Origin of the sequence: Streptomyces sp. cg36 (assembly GCF_041080675.1) — a bacterium.
In the GTDB taxonomy this organism is placed as follows: domain Bacteria; phylum Actinomycetota; class Actinomycetes; order Streptomycetales; family Streptomycetaceae; genus Streptomyces.
Genome location: NZ_CP163520.1, coordinates 1,251,992 through 1,274,984, shown reverse-complemented (window position 1 = coordinate 1,274,984; position 22,993 = coordinate 1,251,992). Strand labels below are relative to the sequence as shown.

Sequence of the window (22,993 nt, the reverse complement as noted above, 5' to 3'; positions counted from 1 at the left end):
TCAGCCGGCCGTGACCTCGCTGCGGTCGTCGCCCCACAGCGTGTGGAACGAGCCCTCCCGGTCGACCCGGCGGTAGGTGTGCGCGCCGAAGAAGTCCCGCTGCCCCTGGGTGAGGGCGGCGGGCAGCCGCTCCGCGCGCAGCGCGTCGTAGTGGGCGAGCGCCGCCGAGAAGCCCGGTACCGGCACCCCGCCGCGCACCGCCGCGGCGACCACCGCGCGCCAGTCGTCCTGCGCCGCCCCGATCTCCTCGCCGAACCGCTTGTCCGCCAGCAGGCTCACCAGCTCCGGCTCGGCGTCGTAGGCGGCCCGGATGCGGTCCAGGAAGGCCGCCCGGATGATGCACCCGGCCCGCCAGATCGACGCCACCGACCCGAGGTCCACGTCCCAGCCGTACTGCTCGCTGCCCGCGCGGATCTGGTGGAAGCCCTGGGCGTACGACACGATCTTCGAGGCGTACAGCGCCTGCTCCACCTGGGCCGCGAACGCCTCCGCGGCCTTCTCGTCCAGCGGCTCCGGCGTGGGTCCGGCGAGCGTGCGCGAGACCTCGCGCAGGTCCGCGTGGCCGGAGAGGGAGCGCGCGAACACCGCCTCGGCGATGCCGGAGACCGGCACCCCCAGGTCCAGGGCGATCTGCACGGTCCAGCGCCCGGTGCCCTTCTGCTCGGCCCGGTCCGCCACCACGTCGACGAACGGCCCGCCGGTGGCCGCGTCCACATGGGCGAGCACCTCCGCCGTGATCTCGATCAGATACGAGTCGAGGCGGCCGGTGTTCCAGCCGCGGAAGGTCTCCGCGATCTTGGCGGGGGAGTACCCGGCGACCGCGCGCAGCAGGTGGTACGCCTCGGCGATGAGCTGCATGTCGGCGTACTCGATGCCGTTGTGCACCATCTTCACGAAGTGGCCCGCGCCGTCCGGGCCCACGTGGGTGACGCAGGGGGTGCCGTCCGGGGCCCGCGCCGCGATCCGCTCCAGGAGCGGCCCGAGCGACGCGTACGACTCGGCCGAGCCGCCCGGCATGATGCTCGGGCCGTGCAGCGCGCCCTCCTCGCCGCCGGAGACGCCCGCCCCCACGAAGTGGATGCCGCGCTCGCGCAGTTCGCGCTCGCGGCGCCGGGTGTCCTCGAAGTGGGCGTTGCCGCCGTCGATGATGACGTCGCCCTCTTCGAGCAGCGGGGCGAACTCCTCGATCACCGCGTCCGTGGCCTCACCCGCCTTCACCATGACGACCAGCCTGCGGGGCCGTTCCAGCGCCGCCACGAACTCCTCGGCGCTCTCGGCGGGTACGAACCGCCCCTCCTCGCCGAACTCCTCCACCAGCGCCCGGGTCTTGGCGGCCGTCCTGTTGTGGACCGCCACGGTGAGGCCGTTGCGCGCGAAGTTGCGGGCGAGGTTGCGCCCCATGACGGCGAGTCCGGTCACGCCGATCTGGGCTGTTCCGCTCATGGCTCTGCTCCTCGATTCCTCGGGTGCGCTGCTCGATCAACCCTACGGAAGTCCGCAAGTCGCGCGAGTCGGCCCGTATTCCCTCGAAGCAGGGGTACGCACTCTTGTCACGGTCCGTTCAGAGCCCCTACTTTGGCTGCTCCTGACGCGTTCTAGGGGGACCCATGTCCGTACGCGGGCGGCACCGCCGGTACCAGCCGAGCCGGATCAACCGGGCGTCGCTGACGGTGACGGCGGGCGGGGCGGGGATGGCGCTGCCGCTGATCGGGGCGGGCGCCGCGCACGCGGCCTCGATGGACGTGTGGGACAAGGTCGCGGCCTGCGAGTCCACCGCCAACTGGAAGATCAACACCGGTAACGGCTATTACGGCGGGCTCCAGTTCAGCCAGTCGACCTGGGTGGCCTACGGCGGGCGGCAGTACGCCCCGCGCGCCGACCTGGCCTCCCGCGGCGAACAGGTCGCCGTCGCCGAGAAGGTGCTGAAGGCACAGGGGCCGGGCGCCTGGCCGGTCTGCTCGGGCGAGGCCGGGCTGACCCGCGCCGCGGCGCACCCGGCGTCCGCGCACCCCGCCTCCGCGCACCCCGCCCAGGCGTCCGCCACGCACCACGCGCCCGCGCCGAAGCCGCAGACGCGCAGGGCCACCCCGCAGACCGATCCCACCAAGGCCCCCGGCAAGCGCGAGGGCTACACGGTGGTGCGCGGCGACTCGCTCTCCAAGATCGCCCACACCGAGCACGTCAGGGGCGGCTGGCACGAGCTGTACACCGCGAACCGCCAGGTCGTCGGCCCGAACCCGGACCTGATCCTGCCCGGCCAGCGCCTCGCGCTCCCGGACACCGCCGCCCCGCCGAAGGCCCGCCCGGTCCCGGTGCGGCGGCCCGCCGCCAAGCAGCCGGCGAAGAAGCCCGCCCCGCACAAGGAACACCCCAAGGCGACCCCGGCCACCCATCGGACCGGCGCCATGACCGCCCCCGTCGACGCGTCTCCCAGCACCCCGTACCACAAGGCCGGTTCGTCCTGGGCGAGCGGCTACCACACGGGTGTCGACTTCCCCGTGTCCACCGGTACGTCGGTACGGGCCGTGGCCACCGGCAAGGTGGTGGAGGCGGGCTGGGGCGGCAGCTACGGCTACCAGGTGGTCATCCGGCACGCCGACGGCAAGTACAGCCAGTACGGCCATCTGTCGGCCGTCAACGTACGGGCCGGGCAGCAGGTGAACAGCGGCCAGCGCATCGGCCGTTCCGGCTCCACCGGCAACGCCACCGGCCCGCATCTGCACTTCGAGATCCGCACCGGCCCGGCCTACGGGTCGGACGTGGACCCGCTGGCCTATCTGCGGGCGGGCGGCGTCAGCCTCTGATCAGCCGCTGGCGGTCGTTCTGGGCGCTGCTGTGCTGTTCGGCGCTCGTGCCCGGCGCCGGGATGCCCGGCAGCGTGGTGTGCGCGGTCTGCGTGCGTGAGCCGCGCGCCGGGGTGCTCATCCGCTCGGTGGTGAGCAGGATCAGCCCGCCCGCCGCCACCACCCCGCTGGCCAGCGCGATGACGAGTCCGGTCGTGCCGTACCGGAACTCCTCGCCGAAGAGCGTCAGTCCGACGGTCGCGGCGACCACCGGGTTGACCACGGTGACCGTGGCCAGCGGCGCGGCCAGTCCGGCGCCCCGGTAGGAAGCCTGCGAGATCAGCAGCCCGGCCGCCGCGAGCACCGCTATGGCGAGCAGGCTGGGCGTCTCGCCGAGCTTGAGCCCCGCGTCCCAGTCGTCGGCCACGAGCTTGGTGAAGACCGAGGCCATGCCGAACGAGATGCCCGCGGCGGCGGCCAGCAGCACACTGCGCAGCACCGGCCGGTGCGCCGCGCGCGAGACCAGGAAGAGCACCCCCATCGCGCCGAGCGTCGCCCCGGCCAGCAGCAGGCGCCGGCCGCCGCCGAGCGCGTCGGCGTCCGAGTCGGTGGTCAGGGCCAGCAGTCCGGCCAGCCCGGCCGTCGCCATGATCGCGCCGCGCCAGGCCGCCGCGCCCGCCTTGCGGCGGACGAAGACCGCGGCCATGGGCAGCGCGAAGACTATGGTCAGCGCGCCGAGCGGCTGGACGAGGGTGAGCGGGCCGCAGGCGAGCGCCACCACATGGAGCAGCGCGCCGAGCCCGTTGAGTGCCACCGAGACCCACCAGGCGCCCTGGCGCAAGTACGTGCTGTCGGAGGTGGCCGCGGCCACGCGCTCCTGGACGATCGCCGCGGCCGCGTAGGCGACGGCGGAGACCAGGGACAGCAGCACGGACAGGGCGAGGGCACTCATGCATCCACGATCTCTCGCGAACGGCTCCACGTCGTCGTCCTTGAGACCGCATTGACACGTACTGCCATAGGAGTACGCGTCTACTCCAGAAGTCGTCCATACATCGGGCATTAGGTACAACTGCTGGTAGATGGGGGTGTGATGAGCTGTTCGGAAGAGGGGCCGAAGTAGGGGTTCCGGTTAGTAGTCGAACGTAAGTTCGGCTAAAAATCTGCAAGAATCACGGCGGCTCCGGCGCCGCCGCGCCATGTTTCACCGAGGAGCGCGCCCCGGGGCGCAAAAGGAGCGGACACAGTGGTGGATCTCGCGGCCGTCGCGTCCGTGGGCGGGTTCTTCGCGCTGCGCACCGGAACACCGGACCCCGGCCACCGCCCGCTCGCCCGGCTCTACGCGGGCGAGGACGCCCCGCTGACGGCCCGCGTCGACACCGTACGGGAGCGGCTGCACGCCCCCGAGCGCCGCGCCGCCGCCTCCATCGCCCACCTCGGCCTGGTCGCCCGGCTCTGGTCGGTCGCGCTGGGGTCGGCGGCCCTGCACGGCGAACTGCCCGACCTCGATCCGGCCGCGCTGCGCTGGGACGGCGGCCGGGGCGCCCCCGACGACCTGGTGCTCGACACGGAGCGCACGCTGCCGGGCACCGTCGCGCAGCTGCGCGCGAGCGTCCAGGAGGCCCACCTCGTCCCGCTGGCCGAGGCGGTCCGGCGCGACACCCCGCTCCCTTACGGACTGCTGTGGGGGAACGCCGGTTCCGCGCTCGCCGGGGCGGTGCGCGAACTGCACGGCTGGGCGCGGCGCGCGGGCCGCCCCGACGTCGCCCGCCGGGCCCGCGCGCTCGGCGCCGGACTCCTCGCCCACCCCGACCTCGCGGGCACCGGCACCCTGCTCCCCGGCCCCGCCTTCCGGCGCCGCAGCTGCTGCCTCTACTACCGCGTCCCGGGCGGCGGGCTCTGCGGCGACTGCGTCTTCGACCGCCCGCCGGTACGCGCCTGACCACCGGGTCGCGGGCCGCTTGAGCAGGGGCCGGCCGCCGGCCCGCGTCAGGGGCTGATCACCGGCGCGGTTTGGTGTGCGGCGCCCTCGCTCCGTACGATTCCGCTTTTGGGAACTTCCACGCGCGGGCGAGACCGCACACATGACCGAGGAACGGCGACGGCGATGACGGTGACAGAGGACATCCAGGACCAGGAGTACGGTCCCGGCATCGGCCAGGAGCCCGCCGAACCCGAGACCGAGTACGGCCCCGGCATCGACCCGGAGCGGCTCGCCGTCTGCCTGAGCGTGCTGGACGAGCTCGACGGGATCGAGGTCGACCACCCGGACGCGATCGCCGTGCGCCGGGCCACCGCCGCGATCTACCGGACCGTGAAGCAGCGCCGCCGCCAGGAGCGCCGGGCCGCCAAGACCGCCCACGACAAGGCCGTCACCGAGGCGACCGCCACCGGCTCCGCCGAGCGCATCGACGACGAGACCGAGGGCATCCTGCCGTCCTCGGCGACCCCGACGGGCGAGATCGCCGGCATACTCCAGCGCCCGCGCTCCTGCTACATCTGCAAGTCGCGGTACGTCGAGGTCGACTACTTCTACCACCAGCTCTGCCAGCCCTGCGCCGCCGAGAACCGCTCCCGCCGCGAGGCCCGCACCGACCTCACCGGCAAGCACGCGCTGCTCACCGGCGGCCGGGCCAAGATCGGCATGTACATCGCGCTGCGGCTGCTGCGCGACGGCGCCCACACCACCATCACCACCCGCTTCCCCAAGGACGCCATCCGCCGCTTCAAGGCGATGGAGGACTCGGCGGACTGGATGCACCGCCTGGAGGTCGTCGGCATCGACCTGCGCGACCCGGCGCAGGTGGTCGCCCTGGCCGAGCAGACCGCCGAGCGGGGTCCGCTGGACATCCTGATCAACAACGCCACCCAGACCGTGCGCCGGCTGCCCACCGCGTACGCGGCCCTCGTCGACGGCGAGAGCGCCCCGCTGCCCGCCGGCGAGCTGCCCGCGCACCACGTCATCGGCGCCTTCAACTCCGGCGCGGTCGGTGACCTCGGCGGTCCGGTCGCGCTGCCGGTCGGCGCCTCCGGCATCGAGGCCCAGCGGGTCGCCGACCTCGCGCTGGTCGCGGGCAACGCCACCATCGCCAAGCACCTCGACGGCACCGCCATCGACGCGGGCGGCCTGCTCCCGGACGTCGTCCACACCAACACCTGGGTGCAGTCCATCGACCAGATCTCCCCGGTCGAACTGCTGGAGACCCAGCTGTGCAACTACACCGCGCCGTTCATCCTGATCAGCATGCTCCGCCCGGCGATGGCCGACGCCGCCCGCAAGGCGCCGAACGGCCGCGCCTACGTGGTGAACGTCTCCGCCATGGAGGGCGTGTTCAGCCGCGGCTACAAGGGCGCCGGGCACCCCAACACCAACGCCGCCAAGGCCGCCATGAACATGGTCACCCGCACCAGCGGGCAGGAGATGTTCGAGACCGACAAGATCCTGATGACCTCGGTCGACACCGGCTGGATCACCGACGAGCGCCCGCACCACGACAAGCTGCGGCTGGCCGAGGAGGGCTTCCACGCCCCGCTCGACCTGGTCGACGGCGCGGCCCGGGTCTATGACCCGATCGTGCGCGGCGAGGCGGGCGAGGACCTGCACAGCGTCTTCATGAAGGACTACGCGCCGGGCAAGTGGTAGTCGCCCGCGGCGCCCGCGGCGGGTGAACGCGCACGCGAAAGTGGCCGGGCTCCTTCGGGGGAGTCCGGCCACTTTCGCGTAGCCGTGGGGCGGTGTGGGGTGGTGTGGGGCGGTCGTCGGGCGTTTGTGCGTCGGTGGTCAGACGTTGTGCGTCAGCTGTCAGCTGTCAGCTGTCAGCTGTCAGCTGTCAGTCGTTAATCGTCAGCCGTCAGCCGTCAGCCGTCAGCCGTCAGCCGTCAGCCGTCAGCAGTCAGCCGTCAGCCGACCCCGGCACCCCCGTGCCGCCCCGCCACCAGTTCCAGGACCGGCCGCCAGTCCTCCAGTACCCCCACGTCGAGCCCCACGACCTTTCCGGCGTCGTCGGCCTGGCGCAGGGTGAGGGCCGCCTCCGCCTCCGGGTCGAGCGCGAAGGCGTCGGCCTCCTCGGGGGTCATCAGTCCGCCCTGGGCCCGCAGGGTCAGTTCGCTCTGGGGCGAGAGCGTCCGGTCGGGCTCGACGGCCGCGAGGTAGCGCTTGGCCGGAACGTGCAGTTCCACCAGCCGGGCCACCCGCGCCCCCAGCAGTGGGCGCACCGCGTCGGCTGCGTGCGCCGCGTGCCCGGCGTCATCACCCGGACGGAGCAGATGCCCCAGATCGTGGACGAGCCCCGCGACCTGGAGTTCCTTGTCACTCGGATGGGCGCGGCGCAGCAGATGGGCGGTCTGCAGCGCGTGATCGTGCAGATCGACCGGATCGCCGCTGCGGTCCGGTGTGTCCCAGGCGTCCCGGCAGGCGTACAGCAGGTCCATCAGTTCCGTGACGGACCGGGGCCGACTCGGCAGATCCACGTGAACTCCTCCTGGGGTGGCGGCCGACGCCGAACAGCAGATCATGGCCGGATGAACACCGTGTTGAACGCACGGCGAAGGAAAGTTGACGCAAAGGAAGTGGCCCCATCGAGCGGGGCCCCGCTCATTTGGTTACTCTGACCCTGACGGAAGCCATCAAAGGATCGACCGGTCCTCGATGCCCGTTCCGGAACCGGCCCGCAAACTGGGCCGTGCTTCCGACAGAGTGTCGGCGCCACCGCGTCCGAATTGCCCCTGCCCCCTGCCCCATTGGACGGCCGGCGACCGGGAAGAGACCGGAGCCGCCGGCGCGACCAGGGTTACGCGACACAGAGGAGTGCGCGGTGACACCAGAGATGACAGAACGCGAACAGCGGACACCGGAACGCGGCGGCGACCGGCCGGGCCGGCCGGAGAAGCTCCGCAACCTCGAGGTCTGGGCCCGTTCGGCCCCCATCCGGCTGGCCGGTTACGAGGACGACCTCGCCGAGCCGCACATCCTGCCTGGCATCGACTGATCCGATCCCGCGCGAGCTGTGCCCCTGTGCCCCCTGTTCCGGCAGGGGGCACCACTCGTTCCGGTGCGGCGCGAGGTCCCGCCGAAGCCCACACGTATGCCGGTCGTCCGCTTGCGGGACCGGTCGGCATCCGGCAGACAATAAGGGATATCTCGGGGCGAAAAGGTGGGAGATTCACGTGCGCCCGACCACGCGCCGGTTCACCCTGGCGGCAGCCGTCATGTCCATCGGAGTCTTCGTCACCGCCTGCGGCGGCGACAGCGGCAACAGCGCCTCCGGCGAGAAGGAGCTGTTCCTGCAGCCGGTCGCCGCGTCCGGCCCCGACCCCTTCACGGAGTCGACGGCCAAGTCGGCCCGGCCGCTGACGCCCTCCCAGCCGCCGCCCAACACCCCCAGCAGCCCCACGGCGACCGTGCAGGCCATCCGGGCCGTGTCCGGCTCCACCCCCGGTCTCTACGGCGGCACCCAGTCGGTCTCCAGCTGCGACGTGGAGCAGCAGATCCGGTTCCTGCGCGCCGACGGGGCGAAGGCGCGGGCGTTCTCCGAGACCGCCGGGATCAACCCGGACGACCTGCCCTCCTTCCTGCGCGGCCTCACCCCGGTGGTGCTGCGCGCCGACACCCGGGTCACCAACCACGGCTACAAGGACGGCCGGGCCACCGCCTTCCAGTCGGTGCTCCAGGCGGGCACCGCCGTGATGGTCGACGACCACGGCAGCCCGCGCGTGCGCTGTGCCTGCGGCAATCCGCTGACCCCGCCCGTCGCCACCCGGGGAGCCGCCTCGCGCGGCCAGTCCTGGCCCGGCTACCAGCCGCAGCGGACCGTGGTCATCAACCGCACCACCAACATCGTCAACAGCCTGATCATCGTGAACGTCATCAACAACACCTGGATCGAGCGGCCCACCGGTGACCACGGCATGCACGACCGCGAGCGGCCCGACATCCAGATCGACCCGACGGCGCCCGTGGTGACCGACTCGCCGAGCGCGCCGGTGAGCCCGGACCAGTCCAGCCCGGCCGTCTCGCCGAGCGAGTCCACGCCGTCGACGTCGAGCACCTCGCCGAGCGTCAACTGCCCGAGCCCGGCCCCGACGGTGACCGTCACCGGTTCGCCCTCGCCGCTCCAGCCCGGTGGCACCGCGCCGAGCACGTCGCCCGCGCCGTCCGGCTGCCCGACCGCGACGGTCACCGTCGCTCCCCGGGCGAAGAGTTCGCCGCCCGCGCCGCCGAGCCCGTCCCAGCCGTCGCAGCAGATCGTGCCGCAGCCCTCGACCGAGCTGCCGACGCTGCCCTCCGAGCCGCCGCCGGTCTTCCCGCCGGAGCCGACCGGAGGCGGCGGCAACACGACCGACATGCCCACCGGGACCTCGGACTTCGACACCGAGTTCCCGCTGGACGCCAGGCTGACCTGACCGGACGCTCCCGATCCGCCCAGAGATCGGAATGACGATGGACGAGTGGCCCGCACCCCCCGGTCTGAGCCTCGCCCTCAACCGGATGGGCACCTTCGACTGGGACCTCGGCACCGGGCAGCTGCACATGGACCCGTCGGCGCTCGCCGTCTTCGACATGGAGCCGGACGAGTACGACGGCCGCCCGGAGACGCTGGGCAGCCGGGTGCCCCCGGCCGAGGGCGCCCGGCTCGACGCGCTGGTCTCGCAGGCGCTCAAGAGCGGCAGCGTCCACTACGGCGTCTACTTCCGGGTGCGGATGCGCGACGGCACCACCCGCTGGGCGCACACCCAGGGCTGTGTGCGGCGCGATCCGACCGGGCGTCCGCACCGCATCATCGGCGTCGTCCGCGAGGCGGCCCAGGAGCTCGCCGAGTCCGCCGCCCGACCGGCGGTCGACGACGCGGACCACCGGCGCCGCACCAGTGTGGTGGACCGCACCACGGCCGCGCTGGCCCACGCCCGTACCGTGCAGGACGTCATCGACGTGCTGAAGGGCTCGCGCGGCCTGGAGCACCTGGGCGCCACCAGCCTGGTGATGGGCCTGCTGGAGGCGGGCCGGATCCATCTGGTCGCCGAGGGCCCCGAGGGCAGCTTCGTGCCGGGCACGCGCTGGACCAGGGTCGACGAGCAGTACCCGATGAGCGAGGTGGTGCGCACCCTCGCGCCCCGCTTCATCCAGACCCCGGACGACTTCGCCCGGTCCTACCCCCGGCTGTGGCCGCACATCAGCGGCCTCGGGATCACCGCCGCCGCGTATCTGCCGCTGATCGCCCAGGCCCGCCCGATCGGCGCGCTCGGTCTGCTCTACAGCGACAAGACGGGTTTCACCGCCGACGAGCGCAACCTCCTGCTGGCGCTGGGCAGTTCCATCGCGCAGAGCATCCAGCGCGCGGTCCTGTACGAGCAGGAGCACGACCTGGCCGAGGGGCTCCAGCAGGCCATGCTGCCGCGCCGCATCCCCGAGGTGCCCGGCGCCCAGATCGCCGTCCGCTACCGCTCGGCCCGCCTCGGCCGGGACATCGGCGGCGACTGGTACGACGTCATCCCGCTGCCCGGCGGCCGGGTCGGCGCGGTCATCGGCGACGTCCAGGGCCATGACACGCACGCCGCCGCCGTGATGGGCCAGCTGCGGATCGTGCTGCGCGCCTACGCCGCCGAGGGGCACACCCCGGCCACCGTGATGGCGCGCGCCTCGGTGTTCCTGCACGAACTGGACACGGACCGCTTCGCGACCTGCACCTACGCCGAGGCCGACCTCTCCACCGGCGTCGTCCAGATCGTGCGGGCCGGACACATGGACCCGCTGCTGCGGTACGCCGACGGCAGCTGCCGCAGGATCCCGGTGGAGGGCGGTCTTCCGCTGGGCCTCTCGGCCGAGTTCGGCCGGCTCGAATACCCGGTCTCCACCCTTGAGCTGGACCCCGGCCAGACCCTGCTGTTCTACACCGACGGACTGGTGGAGCTGCCCGGCGCCGACCTCGACGACGGGATGCAGCTGCTGGCCTCGGTGGTCCGCTCCGGCCCCGCCGACCTCCAGGAGCTCGCCGACCGGCTCTGCGACGTGGTCGACGACCGGGCCGGGGACGACGACGTGGCGCTGCTGCTCCTGCGGCGGCGCGCCCTGGAGGCCCCGCGCAGCGGCGGCCGGCTCCAGCAGCACGTGGCGCAGAACGACCCGGAGGCGCTGCGCTCCTCGCGCCACATGATCCGGGCGGCGGTACGGGCCTGGGGCGCCCGGGAGCGCGCGGACGAGATCGAGCTGGCGGCCGACGAGCTCATCACCAACGCGCTGATGCACACCGACGGCGGGGCCCTGGTGACCGTACGGGTGCTGGCCGGTCCGGAGCGGCGGATGCGGGTCGAGGTGGAGGACCGCTCCAGCGCGCTGCCCCGGCGCCGGGAGGCGGGCGAGTCCGGGGTGTCGGGGCGCGGTCTGATGCTGGTGGACCGGCTGGCGGACGTGTGGGGAGTGGAGTCGCGGGGCGGCGGCAAGTGCGTGTGGTGCGAGTTCGTGGTGCCGGAGCGCGGTGCCACGCCGTCGGCCCCGCCCGGCACCTCCGGCTAATCTGGGCGTTATGCCGGAATTGCCCGAAGTGGAAGCGCTCCGCGACTTCCTCACCGCACACGCCGTCGGGCGGCGCGTCGAGCGTGCCCTGCCGGTCGCGATCAGCGTGCTGAAGACGTACGACCCGCCGCTCGACGCCCTCGCGGGCCGCACGGTCACCGCCGTCGGACGGTACGGCAAGTTCCTCGACCTCGACGCCGACGGGCTGCACCTGGTCGTCCATCTGGCCCGGGCCGGGTGGCTGCGCTGGTACGACACGCTGCCCGCCGCGCCGCCGCGCCCCGGCAGGGGGCCGCTGGCCCTGCGGGTCGCGCTCTCGGGCGGGGCCGGGTTCGACCTGACCGAGGCCGGCACCCGCAAGGGCCTGGCCGCCCATCTCGTCCACGACCCGGCGCTGGTGCCCGGCGTCGCCCGGCTCGGCCCCGATCCGCTGGGCGACGACTTCGGCCGCGACCGGCTGGCCGCGCTGCTGTCGGGGGAGCGGCGCCAGATCAAGGGCGCCCTGCGCGACCAGTCGCTCATCGCCGGGATCGGCAACGCCTACAGCGACGAGATCCTGCACGTCGCCCGCATGTCCCCGTTCAAGCCCGTCGGACAGCTCACCGACGAGGAGGTCACCACGCTGTACGAGGCGGTGCGCACCACCCTCGCCGACGCGGTGGAGCGCTCGCGCGGGCTCGCGGCGGGCAGCCTCAAGGCGGAGAAGAAGAGCGGGATGCGGGTGCACGGCCGCACCGGCGAGCCCTGCCCCGTCTGCGGGGACGTGGTCCGCGAGGTGTCCTTCGCGGACTCCTCGCTCCAGTACTGCGCCACCTGCCAGACCGGCGGCAAGATCCTCGCCGACCGGCGGACGTCCAAGTTCCTCAAGTAGCGCGCGGGGCCCCGGTCATCCCGCTCTGGTGAGGGTCGCGAGCCGGTCCCCGCCCCGGGTGCGCACCTCGAAGCGCGCGATGTCGGCGGGGGCCAGCGCGGACGCGCCCCGCATCCGCACCGGCGCCCCGTCCCGTACCGCCCAGGTCGCCACCGTGTTCTCCTCGCCGCCGCGGCCCACCGCGACCAGCGTGCACACCGCCGGTCCGCGCACCCCGTCCACGTCGAGGCCGATGTCGGTGCCGAAGGCCGCGGGCGCCGCCGCCAGGGTGGCCGTCACGCCGGGCGCCGTGGTGGACGCCGCCCAGTGCGGCGAGGCGGCCCCCGGCTCCAGCGCCAGCGCCGCGAACGGCGCGCCCGCCACCAGCGCCGCCACCGCCGTCAGCAGGGCCACCCGCCGCCCGCGCTGCGCCCGGCGCCGTGCGCCCACCACGCCGAGCACCGAGGGGAGCAGACCGGGCGAGGGGGCGGCGACCGGGTCCACCCCGGCGGGCGTCCAGCGCAGATACGCGGCGAGCAGCGCCTCCACGCTCCCGAGCTCGTCCAGCAGGCGCGCGCAGTGCGCGCAGCCCGCCAGATGCTCCTCGAAGCGGAAGGTGTCGACGGCGCCGAGCACGCCGAGCGCATACGCCCCGACGTCACGGTGGAGTTCCAGCGGCCTCATGCCGTCAGGTACGCAGACGACGCCCCAATCACTCACCACCCGCCCCCGAAGCCGCGGGGGGCGATGCACGCCGGTTGGCAGCGTCTCCGCAAGGGTCGCAAGGGCCGTGAGGACGCCGGACTCACTCAGCCTTCGAGTTCGCGGACGCCGACGATCTGGCCGTCCATCTGGAAAAGCCGGAGACCGAGGAGCTGCTGAGCGAAAAGACACCGAAGAAGAACGGAGCCGTCAGGTCCAGAACCGGTAGGCACAACTTCGGACACCTGATGGGTCCCAGGGAGTGGGCGGGTCACTAGAATCCCACCGCATGCTGCGCGTACTGGCCGTGGACGACGAAGCCCCCGCACTCGAGGAGCTGCTGTACCTCCTGCGTCGCGACCCGCGGATCCGCAGTGCCGAGGGGGCCACCGGGGCCACCGAGGCGCTGCGGCTGATCGGGGGTGCGGTCGAGGCCGGGGCGGACGGTGGGCAGGGCGTCGACGTGGTCTTCCTCGACATCCACATGGCGGGGCTCACCGGTCTGGACATCGCGCGGCTGCTCGCCGGGTTCGCCCGGCCGCCGCTGATCGTCTTCGTCACCGCCCACGAGGGCTTCGCCGTACGGGCCTTCGACCTCAAGGCGGTGGACTACGTCCTCAAGCCGGTCCGCCGGGAACGGCTGGCCGAGGCGGTGCGTAGGGTGGCGGAGCTGGCGGGGGAGCGCACGGGCGCCGGGGCGGCGGCCGACCACATCCCGGTGGAACTCGGTGGAGTCACCCGGTTCCTCGCCGTGGCCGACATCGCGTACGCCGAAGCGCAGGGCGACTACGCGCGGCTGCACACCGCCGACGGCAGCCATCTGGTGCGCGTCCCGCTCTCCACCCTGGAGGACCGCTGGCGCGAGCACGGGTTCGTGCGCATACACCGCAGCCACTTGGTGGCGCTGGCCAGGATCGACGAACTGCGCCTGGAGGCGGGCGCGATGAGCGTCCGCGTCGGCGCGGCCGAGCTCCCCGTCAGCCGTCGCCACGCCCGTACCCTGCGCGACCGTCTGATGCGCCGCGGCGCTCGCCACTGACCCTGCGGGCCAACGTTATTGATGATCAATCAGAAGAGGTGGATCGCCAGATGTCCCAGTGGCAGGCCGAGTTCCCACGCCGGGGTCCACACCCGCGGCTCGTCCACGGTCTCGGCGCGCGGGTCGACCCCGCCCGGCACCACCGCGTCCAGGTCCGCGGCCAGCAGCTCGGTCTCCTCCAGCCACCGCCAGGCGCTGTGGGCCAGCGCGAGGTCGGGGCCGGACCCGGTCGCCTCCCGCTCCTTGAGGCGCTCGCGGACCCAGTCGTGCCAGGGCCGTCCCGCCGCCGTCAGCGAACTCCACTCGTCGAGCCGCGCCACCACCCGTGCGCCGCCGACCGCCCCGTCGGACAGGAAGATCGTCAACGCCAAGGCGTTGCGTCCGGCCCTGAATTCGAGCGTGGTCGGCGGCATCAGATCGCCGGTGCGCAGTAATTCGTCGGCGATGTACTCCGCGTACATCCATGCCATCGGCACCAGCAGCTCGCCACCACTGGTCCCGTTCGTACCCTCCGGACGCATTCCGTCTCGCCTCTTTCATCGACTGTCCAGGCGCTCCAGGGAGCTCCAGGGAGCATTGAACCGGGGGCGCGCGCCCGCCGTGGCCAGAAGGGCAGGATCCGTCGTCCCCGAGGGGTGCCCATGCATGTGCGGCAACTGCTCGGCGGTTACGTCCTGGGCGCCCTGGCGCCGGAGGACGACCGCCGTGTCGCCGGGCATCTGCGCGGCTGCGCGGCGTGCCGCGCGGCCTACCTGGAGGTCGCCGAGACGGCCTCGCTGCTGGCCCTGCTCCGTGTGGAGGACCTGGCGGACGGGTCGCCGGACGCATAGCCCGGCAGGACCCGCGCCAGGGCCCGAAGAGCATAGTACGAACGGGACTTGACGGTCCCGCACGGCACCCCCAGGGCTTCGGCGGCCTCGGCGACGCTGAGCCCCCGGAAGTAGATCTGGGTCAGCACCGCCCGGTGCTCCGGGCTGAGCGTGCGCACCGCGTCCCGTACGTCGAGCGCCGCCGCCGACCGCTCGGCGTGGTCCTCCTGCGCCTCGGCGCGGCTGTCGAGCACGGCGTCGTGCACCTCGACCGGCCGCGCCCGCCGCCCCCGCCGGGCGTCGATCGCCAGCCGCCGGCCGACCGTGAAGAGCCACGGCCGCATCGAGGCGTACGGGCCCTCGAACGCCTCGGGGTGCTGCCAGGCCCGGACCAGCGTCTCCTGCAGCAGGTCCTCGGCGCGCTGCCGGTCGCCGTAGGTCAGGCCCAGCAGGAAGTGCAGCAGGGCGGGTCCGTGCTCGCGCTGGAGCGCCGCCAGATCGGGCTCGCGGGTGTACTTGCTCACCTTGGTGTTCCCCTTCCCGAGAAGTCCGCAGGCCGCAGCCCGTATCCGAGCGCACTCGGGCGGGAAGGGACAGCGGCCCGACCGCGACATGCGACGAACGGTCGAATGGAGCGGCGAATGGTGCGGCGAACGGTCCAAGAATCGGATCAAATATGCATTATATGGACAACTGATAGTCCATCAGGCATTCCCGACCCTGGAGCCCGGTGCCATGACCAGGACCACGAGCCGGCGGACGGCGGCCCTCGCGGCGCTCGCCCTCGCCGCCGCAGGCTGTACCGCACAGCGCCCGGGCCCCGAGCGCCCGCCCCGCCACGAGGAGTCCGAGCGCCCCGGCGCACCCTCGTCGGCGGGCGGCCCGGCGGCCGGGCCCCGACCGTTCACGCTGGTCGCCACCGGTGACGTACTGCCGCACTCCTCCACCATCGAGCGCGCGGCGGCCGACGCGGGCGGGGACGGCTACGACTTCCGCCCGATGCTCGCCGGGGTCCGGCCGGTCATCTCCCGGGCGGACCTGGCGATCTGTCACATGGAGACGGTGTACGGACCGGACGGCGGGCCCTTCACCGGCTATCCCGCGTTCAAGTCGCCCCCGCAGGTGGCCGCCGCGCTCAAGGACACCGGGTACGACTCCTGCTCCACGGCGTCCAACCACACCCTCGACGACGGGGCCGACGGCATCGCGCGGACCCTGAGCGCCTTTGACAAGGCCGGGCTCAAGCACACCGGCTCCGGGCGCACCGCCCAGGAATCCGCCGCCCCCGCCCTGCTGGAGGCGGGCGGCGCCCGGGTCGCCCAGCTGGCCTACACCTACGACACCAACGGCTACCCCATGCCGGACGGGCAGCCCTGGGCGGTCCACCTCATCGACGAGGAGCGGATCGTCGCGGACGCGCGGGCGGCCCGCAGGGCCGGGGCGGACGTGGTCGTGGTCAGCCTGCACTGGGGCACCGAGTGGCAGACCGAGCCCGACGAGCGGCAGCTGGGCCTCGGCCGGGCCCTCACCGCCTCCCGGACCGACGGCCGCCCCGACATCGACCTGATCCTGGGCACGCACGCCCACATCCCGCAGGCGTACGAGAAGGTCAACGGGACCTGGATCGTCTACGGGGAGGGCGACCAGATCGCCGGGGAGATGTTCAACGACTCGGGCGCGCGCGACGCCCGGGGCAACATGAGCTCCATCGCCCGCTTCACCTTCGCCCCGCCCGCGCGGGCCGGGGCGCGCTGGGAGGTCACCAAGGCGGAGTTCATCCCCCAGTGGGTCGACCCGGAGCGAGGCCGGGTGATCGACCTGCCCGCGGCCCTGAAGGAGTCGCCGGACCGCGAGGACTACCGCGCGACCGAGGCCCAGATCCGCGAGGCGGTACTGAGCCGCGGGGCGGCCCGGGACGGCCTGACGATGGCGGTGCGGTAGGGTCCGGGCCCAGGGGTCGGGCCGGGGCTACGGCACCACCGTCACCGGCCAGCGGCCCGCCTTCACCAGCCGGACCGCCACCGACCCGACGATGCGGTGGCCCGCCGACTCCGAGGCGCCCACCACGACCGCGTCCGCCTTCAGCTCGTCCGCCGCCGTCACCAGGCCCCCGTAGGCATCGCCCCGGAACGTGTGGAACTCCCAGCGGACGGTCCAGATGTCCCGCACCCGCTCGGCGGCGGAGCGGATCTCCTCGGCCAGGTTCTCGGCGATCTCGCCCGTGGTCTCCGCGACCGGCGCGCCCAGCGCGGCCCCGGCCGCCAGCACGGGCTGGACGTAGACCACCGCGAGCAGCGCGTTCTGCCGCCGGGCCAGGCCGCCCGCGTACGACGCCGCCCGCAGGGAGGATTCGGAGCCGTCCACTCCTACGACGATGACCTTGGGCCCGTCGGTACCGCGTTCGAAGGCTGTTGTCACAGTTCGAGGCTAACGCCACGCCGGGCACCGTCCGACAGGCGGCCCGGCGCGGCGCTCCCTAGAGTGCAAGGCATGAGTGTCACCGAGGGGGCGCCCCAGGCCGCCCGGGAGCGGACGGCCGCACGGCCGCCGTTCCTGAGCCGGGTGCCGGAGGCGTTCGCCCTGTTCTTCGGCGCGCTCGGGCTGTACTGCGGGGCCATCTCCCTGCTGCCCGCGCTGCGCCACTGGGCGGCCCCGGTGTCCTGGTTCCTGGACCGCGTCACCGTCCCGGTCAGCGCCAACCTCGCGTACGCGGTCTTCCTGCTGCTGCTCGCCGCGGCCATCGGCGCGCGCAAGAAGGTCGCCTGGTGGCTGGTGGTGGCCTATCTGGGGCTGCTGTTCCTCGCCGACGTGCTGCTGCTGGCCGTCGCCGAGTGGTCCTGGATCGCCAACGGCCTGGTGTGCGGGGCCGCGCTCGTGCTGCTGATCGTGGCGCGCGGCGAGTTCTACGCCGAGACCCGGCGCGGCGCCGTCCACCGCTCGCTGCTCGTCCTGGTCCTCGGGCTGGCGGCGGGCGTGCTGGCCGGGTGGGGCCTGGTCGAGATCTTCCCCGGGACGCTGCCGCGCGGCCAGCGGCTGCTCTGGGCCACCAACCGGGTGTTCGGCGGCCTCGCCTCCGGCGGCCAGTTCGACGGCCGCCCGCCCCGCCCGCTCTTCTTCTTCCTCGGTCTGTTCGGTGCGATCGCCCTGCTCAGCGCGGCCACCACGCTCTTCCGCTCACAGCGCATGGAGGCCGCGCTGCACGGCGACGAGGAGCCCCGCATCCGGGCGCTGCTCGGCGCGTACGGCCAGGGCGACTCGCTCGGCTACTTCGCCACCCGCCGCGACAAGGCCGTGGTGTTCTCGCCGAGCGGCAAGGCGGCCGTCACCTACCGGGTGGAGGCCGGGGTCGCGCTGGCCAGCGGCGACCCGGTGGGCGACCGCGAGGCGTGGGGGCCCGCCATCGCCGCCTGGCTGGACGTGGCCCGCAAGTACGCCTGGGCGCCCGCCGTGATGGGCGCCTCCGAGGAGGGCGCCACCGTCTACGCCCGGCACGGCCTGAGCGCCATGCAACTCGGCGACGAGGCGATCCTGCACGTGGCCAGGTTCGACCTGGACGGCCGCGAGATGCGGGTCACCCGGCAGGCCGTCCACCGCGTCGCCCGCACCGGCGCCACCACCCGTATCCGACGCCACTCGGCGCTCTCCGACGAGGAGATGGGGCAGATCGTCGATCGGGCCGACGCCTGGCGCGACACCGAGACCGAACGCGGCTTCTCGATGGCGCTCGACCGGCTCGGCGACCCGGCCGACGGGGACTGCCTGCTGGTGGAGGCGTTCGACGACGGGGGTCGGCTCATCGCGCTGCTGTCGTTCGTGCCGTGGGGCCCGGACGGCATCTCGCTCGACCTGATGCGGCGCGACCGCAGCGCGCCCAACGGCGTCATGGAGTTCATGGTGGCCGAGCTCTGCGCGTACGCGCCCAAGCTCGGGGTGCGGCGGATCTCGCTCAACTTCGCGGTGTTCCGCTCGGCCTTCGAGGAGGGGGCCCGGATCGGCGCGGGCCCGGTGCTGCGGCTGTGGCGCAGGCTGCTGCTGTTCTTCTCCAAGTGGTGGCAGCTGGAGGCGCTGTACCGGTCGAACGTGAAGTACCAGCCGCAGTGGTTCCCGCGCTTCCTCTGCTACGGCGACGCGGGCTCGCTGGCCCGGGTGGGCCTGGCCTCCGGCATCGCCGAGGGCTTCGTCTCCGTACCCAGTCTGCGCAAGCTCTGGGGCAAGGGGCACCCCCGGGGCGTCACCAGCCCGGTCACCACCGAGGGCCTGCCCTCCATCGAGGCGCTCGGCCTGGCCGGGGGCGCCGCCGAGGGCGCGGGGGAGCGGCAGCTGCCCGAGCAGGTGCGGGTGCGCCACCGCAAGCTGGAGCGGCTGCGCGCCGAGGGCACCGAGCCGTACCCCGTCCTCGTCCCGGCCCGCACCCACACCGTGGCGGAGCTGCGCGCCGCCGGGAAGGGCACGGACGCGACGGTCGCCGGGCGGGTGCTGGCCGTACGCGACTTCGGCGGCGTCGTCTTCGTGGTGCTGCGCGACTGGTCCGGCGACCTCCAGCTGGCGCTGACCCGCGACGGCACGGGCGCGGCGGTCCTGGACCGCTTCACCCACGACGTCGACCTCGGCGACCACGTCACGGCCACCGGCGCCACCGGCACCACGGCCAGGGGCGAGTACTCCCTCTTCGTCGCCTCCTGGCAGATGACCGGCAAGTGCCTGCGCCCGCTGCCCGACAAGCGGCGCGGCCTGGCCGACCCCGAGGCGCGGGTGCGCCGGCGCTATCTCGACCTGGTGGCCCGGCCCGAGGCGCGGGAGGTGGTCCGGGCCCGCTCCACCGCCGTCCAGGCGCTGCGCCAGGGGCTGCTGGACCGCGGCTACCTGGAGGTCGAGACGCCGATGCTCCAGCAGATCCACGGCGGCGCCAACGCCCGCCCCTTCACCACCCACATCAACGCCTACGACCTGGACCTCTATCTGCGGATCGCGCCCGAGCTCTACCTCAAGCGGCTGTGCGTGGGCGGCGTCGAGAAGGTCTTCGAGATGGGCCGCACCTTCCGCAACGAGGGCGTCTCGTACAAGCACAACCCCGAGTTCACGATGCTGGAGGCGTACCAGGCGTACGCGGACTACGACGTGATGCTCGACCTGACCCGCGAGCTCATCCAGGGTGCGGCCACCGCCGCGTTCGGGGCGCCGGTGGCGCGCAAGGCGGGCCCCGACGGACGGCTCGTCGAGCACGACATCTCCGGAGCCTGGCCGGTCCGGACGATGTACGGGGCGATCTCCGAGGCGCTGGGCGAGGAGGTCGACGCGGACACCGACGAGCGGACCCTGCGGCGACTCTGCGACCGGGCCGGGGTCCCGCACACGCCCGAGAACACCCGGGGCGACGTGGCCCTGGAGATGTACGAGCGGCTGGTCGAGGAGAAGACCCAGCTGCCCACCTTCTACAAGGACTTCCCCACCGACGTCTCCCCGCTCACCCGCCAGCACCGCCACGACCCCCGGCTCGCCGAGCGCTGGGACCTGGTCGCCTTCGGCACCGAACTGGGCACCGCCTACTCGGAGTTGACCGACCCGGTGGAGCAGCGCCGTCGGCTCACCGCGCAGTCGCTGCTGGCGGCGGGCGGCGACCCGGAGGCGATGGAGCTGGACGAGGAGTTCCTGGACGCCCTGGAGTACGCGATGCCGCCCACCGGCGGACTGGGCATCGGGGTGGACCGGCTCGTCATGTTCCTCACCGGTCTGACGATCCGTGAGACCCTGCCGTTCCCGCTGGTGCGCCGCCACTGACCCCACGCTCCGTGCCGCCCGGCCCCGGGTGCGTCCCAACGGGTGTTTTCGGCGGCGCGGGCGGTGTGCTTCAGCCGTGCGGGCCGCGCGCCGTGCGAGCCATGGGTCATGAAAAAGGATGAGAAGCAGCCCGGGCGGCGCACGCTCCTGCGCGTCGGCGCCTGTCTGGGAGCCGCCGCCACCCTGCGCCTGCTGACCGCCGAGGACACCGGCGTGCCGGAGACGGGGGCCGCCCGGCCCGCCGCGGGCCCCCAGGCGGCGGCGCCCCGGCTGAAGTCCACCGCGTACCGGCTGGCCCCGATGACCGGCGAGGCACCGGCCCAGTACCGCACGGCGCTGCCGCCGGTGCGGCGCCGGCCGTTCCTGCGCATGCCGCAGCTCGGCCCCGACACCATGGTGCTCACGTTCGACGACGGCCCGGACCCGCGCTACACCCCGCAGATCCTGCGCACCCTGCGCGAGTTCGACGTGCGCGCCATGTTCTTCGTCTGCGGCGAGATGGCCACCGACAACCGCGACCTGCTGCGCGAGATGCGGGACGACGGGCATGTGGTCGGCAACCACTCCTGGACCCACCCGCTGCTCATCAAGATGTCCTGGGCGGCCGTGCGCGACGAGATGACCCGCACCAGCGAGGTGATCGACGAGGTGCTGGGGGAGCGCCCGCAGTGGTTCCGCGCGCCGTACGGCGCCTGGAACCGCAACTCGTTCGAGATCGGTGCCGAACTCGGCATGGAGCCGATGGGCTGGACCGTCGACACCCTCGACTGGACCACCCCCGGCACCCCCACCATCGTGCGCCGGGTCCTGGCGGGCGCCGCCCCCGGTGTCGTGGTGCTCTCGCACGACGCCGGGGGCGACCGCTCGCAGAGCGTGGCCGCGCTGCGCACCTATCTGCCCCGGCTGCTCACCGCCGGCTACACCCTGCGCGTACCGCCCAAGCGGCGCTGACCGGGGGCCGGGCCCGGCCGGTTCAGCGGACGGCCACCATACGGGCGAAGACCACCACGTTGCCGTCGTAGCCCCGGGCCTTGGTGAAGCCGCCGCCGCAGGTGATCACCCGCAGCTCCGGGTGCCCGGTGTCGCCGTACACCCGGGCACCCGGGAAGTTGTTCTTGTCGTAGACCTCGACGCCGTAGATCTCGAAGACCGCCACCCGCCCGTCGTAGCGGGTCACCTCGATGTGGTTGCCCTTCTTGAGCGAGCCCAGGCCGTAGAAGACGGCGGGGCCGCGCACGGTGTCGACGTGGCCGACCATCACGGCGGTGCCGCGCTGGCCGGGCGAGATCGCGTTCTGGTACCAGCCCGCGAGGTTGGGGTCGTCCGGCGGCGGCGCCTGCACCCAGCCGTCCACGTCCAGGCCCACCTCGATCACCGGGGCGTCGACCTTGATCCCGTCGATCCTGATCCGGGAGACCGCCGCGTAAGGCAGGGGCTCGACCGGGGCGACCGTGGCGGCGGGGACGAAGACCTCGGGACGGCCGCTCAGCGCCGCCGCGGCGGCGGGCTGCGGCGGGCCCATCGTGACGTCCGCGCCGTTCCGCACCAGAGCCAGGCCGGTCAGCATCACCAGGGCCAGCGCTCCCCACGGCGACCGTCTGCGACGCTCCGAGCCGCCCTCTTCGTGACCCATCTCGCTCCCTCCAAAGCCCTCCGGTGCCACCTGTAGGCACGGTAAGCGCGGCCCCGCACTCCGGCGATCAGAGAGGGGCGAACGGGTGGCGGACGCACGGGCGGTGGTCCTCGGGGACGTCCGCGTGACCCATCCGGTGTCATCGGTCGGACAATCTTTCTGACGGTCTGTGACCTGCGGGTCCGTCAGATTCGGGGCCCACCGGGCGGCGTGTCGGCTCACCAGGGTGGACCAGCGCCGACATGCGGGGGCGAGGACGTGCGGTGAGGGTTCGTCATGGGAGGCGTACTCGTCGAATTTCCCGGAGCACGGCTTTGGGGCGCCCTCCCTCGGAGGTTCAACCATGCGTGCTGCACGCGCTCTCCCGGTGGCCGTGGCCGCCTTCGCGGCGGTGGGGCTCTCCGCCCCGATGGCCGCCGCCAACTTCGGTCCGAGCAACGTCACCGTCAGCCCGAACGCGGTGCACCCGGGTGCCCAGCTGACCATCCAGGCCAACGGCTGCGGGCACGGCGGCATCGTCACGTCGAACGCGTTCCAGACGACGTCCCTCTCGGCCGGGGACACCGGATTCGCCACGGCGAGAATCCACGACCACGTCACCCCCGGCTCGTACAACCTGTCGGTCCGGTGCAACGACAACCCGCGGACGGAGACGCGCAGTTTCACCGTGCTCCCCGGCCGCGGGGCGATGGGCGGCCTCGGCGGCGCGGCCGGCCCGACACAGACCGAGATGGCGGTCGGCGGCTCCCTGGTGGCGCTCTCCGCCATCGGCGGTGCCGTGTTCGTCGCGCGGCGCCGCCGCACGGTCGGCGGACGGATCTGACCGGCCGAACCTCCCGGACAGAGCCGAACCGCCGGTCGCCCCGAGTCCTGGCCAGGACTCGGGGCGA

21 protein-coding genes are annotated in these 22,993 nt (G+C 73.3%); 13 read left to right on the top strand and 8 right to left on the bottom strand.

Annotated features, from left to right (window positions below):
* Positions 1-1,443 (bottom strand): NADP-dependent phosphogluconate dehydrogenase, encoded by a 1,443-nt coding sequence (gene gndA, locus AB5J87_RS05675; protein WP_369374611.1) that lies wholly within the window; start codon positions 1,441-1,443, stop codon positions 1-3.
* 164 nt (positions 1,444-1,607) lie between these two features.
* On the opposite strand from gndA, the gene AB5J87_RS05670 reads away from it, so the two are divergent.
* A complete protein-coding gene (locus AB5J87_RS05670; protein WP_369374609.1) occupies positions 1,608-2,804 on the top strand; it encodes a transglycosylase family protein in 1,197 nt (398 codons plus the stop codon).
* Here the strand turns inward: AB5J87_RS05670 and AB5J87_RS05665 are convergent.
* Positions 2,794-3,735 (bottom strand): DMT family transporter, encoded by a 942-nt coding sequence (locus tag AB5J87_RS05665; protein ID WP_369374607.1) that lies wholly within the window; start codon positions 3,733-3,735, stop codon positions 2,794-2,796. The genes AB5J87_RS05670 and AB5J87_RS05665 overlap by 11 nt on opposite strands.
* Before the next feature lie 297 nt (positions 3,736-4,032).
* Here AB5J87_RS05665 and AB5J87_RS05660 point away from each other — a divergent pair, with 297 nt between their 5' ends.
* Positions 4,033-4,725 carry a (2Fe-2S)-binding protein gene (locus tag AB5J87_RS05660; RefSeq protein ID WP_369383362.1) on the top strand — a complete coding sequence of 231 codons (693 nt, stop codon included), beginning with the start codon at positions 4,033-4,035 and terminating at the stop codon, positions 4,723-4,725.
* A gap of 165 nt (positions 4,726-4,890) precedes the next feature.
* The gene (locus AB5J87_RS05655) at positions 4,891-6,426 is read left to right on the top strand and encodes an SDR family NAD(P)-dependent oxidoreductase (protein WP_369374605.1); all 1,536 of its coding nucleotides are present in this window, start codon (positions 4,891-4,893) and stop codon (positions 6,424-6,426) included.
* A gap of 257 nt (positions 6,427-6,683) precedes the next feature.
* Here AB5J87_RS05655 and AB5J87_RS05650 read toward each other — a convergent pair whose 3' ends face one another.
* Complete coding sequence (locus AB5J87_RS05650) at positions 6,684-7,214, bottom strand: inositol oxygenase family protein (protein ID WP_369383361.1); 531 nt, start codon at positions 7,212-7,214, stop codon at positions 6,684-6,686.
* A gap of 383 nt (positions 7,215-7,597) precedes the next feature.
* Here AB5J87_RS05650 and AB5J87_RS05645 point away from each other — a divergent pair, with 383 nt between their 5' ends.
* From AB5J87_RS05645 to AB5J87_RS05630, 4 genes are all read left to right on the top strand, one after another.
* Positions 7,598-7,771 (top strand): hypothetical protein, encoded by a 174-nt coding sequence (locus AB5J87_RS05645; protein ID WP_369383772.1) that lies wholly within the window; start codon positions 7,598-7,600, stop codon positions 7,769-7,771.
* 178 nt (positions 7,772-7,949) lie between these two features.
* Complete coding sequence (locus tag AB5J87_RS05640) at positions 7,950-9,185, top strand: DUF6777 domain-containing protein (protein WP_369374603.1); 1,236 nt, start codon at positions 7,950-7,952, stop codon at positions 9,183-9,185.
* 31 nt (positions 9,186-9,216) lie between these two features.
* On the top strand, positions 9,217-11,292 hold the full coding sequence (locus tag AB5J87_RS05635) for a SpoIIE family protein phosphatase (protein WP_369374601.1): 2,076 nt from the start codon (positions 9,217-9,219) through the stop codon (positions 11,290-11,292).
* Between the two features lie 10 nt (positions 11,293-11,302).
* The gene (locus AB5J87_RS05630) at positions 11,303-12,163 is read left to right on the top strand and encodes an Fpg/Nei family DNA glycosylase (protein ID WP_369374590.1); all 861 of its coding nucleotides are present in this window, start codon (positions 11,303-11,305) and stop codon (positions 12,161-12,163) included.
* A gap of 15 nt (positions 12,164-12,178) precedes the next feature.
* Here the strand turns inward: AB5J87_RS05630 and AB5J87_RS05625 are convergent, their stop codons facing one another.
* Positions 12,179-12,826: a zf-HC2 domain-containing protein gene (locus tag AB5J87_RS05625; RefSeq protein WP_369374585.1), complete on the bottom strand. Its 648-nt coding sequence runs from the start codon at positions 12,824-12,826 to the stop codon at positions 12,179-12,181.
* Between the two features lie 307 nt (positions 12,827-13,133).
* Here AB5J87_RS05625 and AB5J87_RS05620 point away from each other — a divergent pair, with 307 nt between their 5' ends.
* The gene (locus tag AB5J87_RS05620) at positions 13,134-13,883 is read left to right on the top strand and encodes a LytR/AlgR family response regulator transcription factor (protein ID WP_369374583.1); all 750 of its coding nucleotides are present in this window, start codon (positions 13,134-13,136) and stop codon (positions 13,881-13,883) included.
* A 29-nt stretch (positions 13,884-13,912) separates the two neighbouring features.
* On the opposite strand, the gene AB5J87_RS05615 is transcribed toward AB5J87_RS05620, so the two are convergent.
* Complete coding sequence (locus AB5J87_RS05615) at positions 13,913-14,404, bottom strand: hypothetical protein (RefSeq protein WP_369374581.1); 492 nt, start codon at positions 14,402-14,404, stop codon at positions 13,913-13,915.
* 120 nt (positions 14,405-14,524) lie between these two features.
* Between AB5J87_RS05615 and AB5J87_RS05610 the strand changes: the two genes are divergently transcribed.
* Positions 14,525-14,713: a zf-HC2 domain-containing protein gene (locus tag AB5J87_RS05610; RefSeq protein ID WP_369374579.1), complete on the top strand. Its 189-nt coding sequence runs from the start codon at positions 14,525-14,527 to the stop codon at positions 14,711-14,713.
* Here AB5J87_RS05610 and AB5J87_RS05605 read toward each other — a convergent pair.
* Entirely contained in the window at positions 14,632-15,216 is a 585-nt protein-coding gene (locus AB5J87_RS05605; RefSeq protein WP_369374577.1) for a sigma-70 family RNA polymerase sigma factor, read from the bottom strand. The two genes, AB5J87_RS05610 and AB5J87_RS05605, sit on opposite strands and share 82 nt — an antisense overlap.
* A gap of 211 nt (positions 15,217-15,427) precedes the next feature.
* On the opposite strand from AB5J87_RS05605, the gene AB5J87_RS05600 reads away from it, so the two are divergent.
* Positions 15,428-16,633 (top strand): CapA family protein, encoded by a 1,206-nt coding sequence (locus tag AB5J87_RS05600; protein ID WP_369374575.1) that lies wholly within the window; start codon positions 15,428-15,430, stop codon positions 16,631-16,633.
* Positions 16,634-16,660: 27 nt separating this feature from the next.
* On the opposite strand, the gene AB5J87_RS05595 is transcribed toward AB5J87_RS05600, so the two are convergent.
* Complete coding sequence (locus AB5J87_RS05595) at positions 16,661-17,110, bottom strand: universal stress protein (RefSeq protein WP_369374573.1); 450 nt, start codon at positions 17,108-17,110, stop codon at positions 16,661-16,663.
* 72 nt (positions 17,111-17,182) lie between these two features.
* Here AB5J87_RS05595 and lysX point away from each other — a divergent pair, with 72 nt between their 5' ends.
* Together lysX and AB5J87_RS05585 are read left to right on the top strand one after the other, a co-directional pair.
* On the top strand, positions 17,183-20,470 hold the full coding sequence (gene lysX / locus AB5J87_RS05590) for a bifunctional lysylphosphatidylglycerol synthetase/lysine--tRNA ligase LysX (RefSeq protein WP_369374571.1): 3,288 nt from the start codon (positions 17,183-17,185) through the stop codon (positions 20,468-20,470).
* A 108-nt stretch (positions 20,471-20,578) separates the two neighbouring features.
* Positions 20,579-21,421 carry a polysaccharide deacetylase family protein gene (locus AB5J87_RS05585; RefSeq protein WP_369374569.1) on the top strand — a complete coding sequence of 281 codons (843 nt, stop codon included), beginning with the start codon at positions 20,579-20,581 and terminating at the stop codon, positions 21,419-21,421.
* Positions 21,422-21,443: 22 nt separating this feature from the next.
* Here the strand turns inward: AB5J87_RS05585 and AB5J87_RS05580 are convergent, their stop codons facing one another.
* The gene (locus AB5J87_RS05580) at positions 21,444-22,103 is read right to left on the bottom strand and encodes a class F sortase (RefSeq protein WP_369374567.1); all 660 of its coding nucleotides are present in this window, start codon (positions 22,101-22,103) and stop codon (positions 21,444-21,446) included.
* A 343-nt stretch (positions 22,104-22,446) separates the two neighbouring features.
* On the opposite strand from AB5J87_RS05580, the gene AB5J87_RS05575 reads away from it, so the two are divergent.
* Positions 22,447-22,926: a hypothetical protein gene (locus tag AB5J87_RS05575; protein ID WP_369374565.1), complete on the top strand. Its 480-nt coding sequence runs from the start codon at positions 22,447-22,449 to the stop codon at positions 22,924-22,926.
* Positions 22,927-22,993: the final 67 nt, after the last annotated feature.

Bases quoted from the DNA above. Each gene is read 5' to 3' on its own strand.
- AB5J87_RS05665 (WP_369374607.1), bottom strand. From the start codon at position 3,735: ATGAGTGCCCTCGCCCTGTCCGTGCTGCTGTCCCTGGTCTCCGCCGTC.
- AB5J87_RS05655 (WP_369374605.1), top strand. From the start codon at position 4,891: ATGACGGTGACAGAGGACATCCAGGACCAGGAGTACGGTCCCGGCATC.
- AB5J87_RS05585 (WP_369374569.1), top strand. From the start codon at position 20,579: ATGAAAAAGGATGAGAAGCAGCCCGGGCGGCGCACGCTCCTGCGCGTC.
- AB5J87_RS05580 (WP_369374567.1), bottom strand. From the start codon at position 22,103: ATGGGTCACGAAGAGGGCGGCTCGGAGCGTCGCAGACGGTCGCCGTGG.
- AB5J87_RS05575 (WP_369374565.1), top strand. From the start codon at position 22,447: ATGCGTGCTGCACGCGCTCTCCCGGTGGCCGTGGCCGCCTTCGCGGCG.
- AB5J87_RS05635 (WP_369374601.1), top strand. From the start codon at position 9,217: ATGACGATGGACGAGTGGCCCGCACCCCCCGGTCTGAGCCTCGCCCTC.
- AB5J87_RS05615 (WP_369374581.1), bottom strand. From the start codon at position 14,404: ATGCGTCCGGAGGGTACGAACGGGACCAGTGGTGGCGAGCTGCTGGTG.
- lysX (WP_369374571.1), top strand. From the start codon at position 17,183: ATGAGTGTCACCGAGGGGGCGCCCCAGGCCGCCCGGGAGCGGACGGCC.
- AB5J87_RS05630 (WP_369374590.1), top strand. From the start codon at position 11,303: ATGCCGGAATTGCCCGAAGTGGAAGCGCTCCGCGACTTCCTCACCGCA.
- AB5J87_RS05670 (WP_369374609.1), top strand. From the start codon at position 1,608: ATGTCCGTACGCGGGCGGCACCGCCGGTACCAGCCGAGCCGGATCAAC.
- gndA (WP_369374611.1), bottom strand. From the start codon at position 1,443: ATGAGCGGAACAGCCCAGATCGGCGTGACCGGACTCGCCGTCATGGGG.
- AB5J87_RS05625 (WP_369374585.1), bottom strand. From the start codon at position 12,826: ATGAGGCCGCTGGAACTCCACCGTGACGTCGGGGCGTATGCGCTCGGC.
- AB5J87_RS05610 (WP_369374579.1), top strand. From the start codon at position 14,525: ATGCATGTGCGGCAACTGCTCGGCGGTTACGTCCTGGGCGCCCTGGCG.
- AB5J87_RS05600 (WP_369374575.1), top strand. From the start codon at position 15,428: ATGACCAGGACCACGAGCCGGCGGACGGCGGCCCTCGCGGCGCTCGCC.
- AB5J87_RS05650 (WP_369383361.1), bottom strand. From the start codon at position 7,214: ATGGACCTGCTGTACGCCTGCCGGGACGCCTGGGACACACCGGACCGC.
- AB5J87_RS05620 (WP_369374583.1), top strand. From the start codon at position 13,134: ATGCTGCGCGTACTGGCCGTGGACGACGAAGCCCCCGCACTCGAGGAG.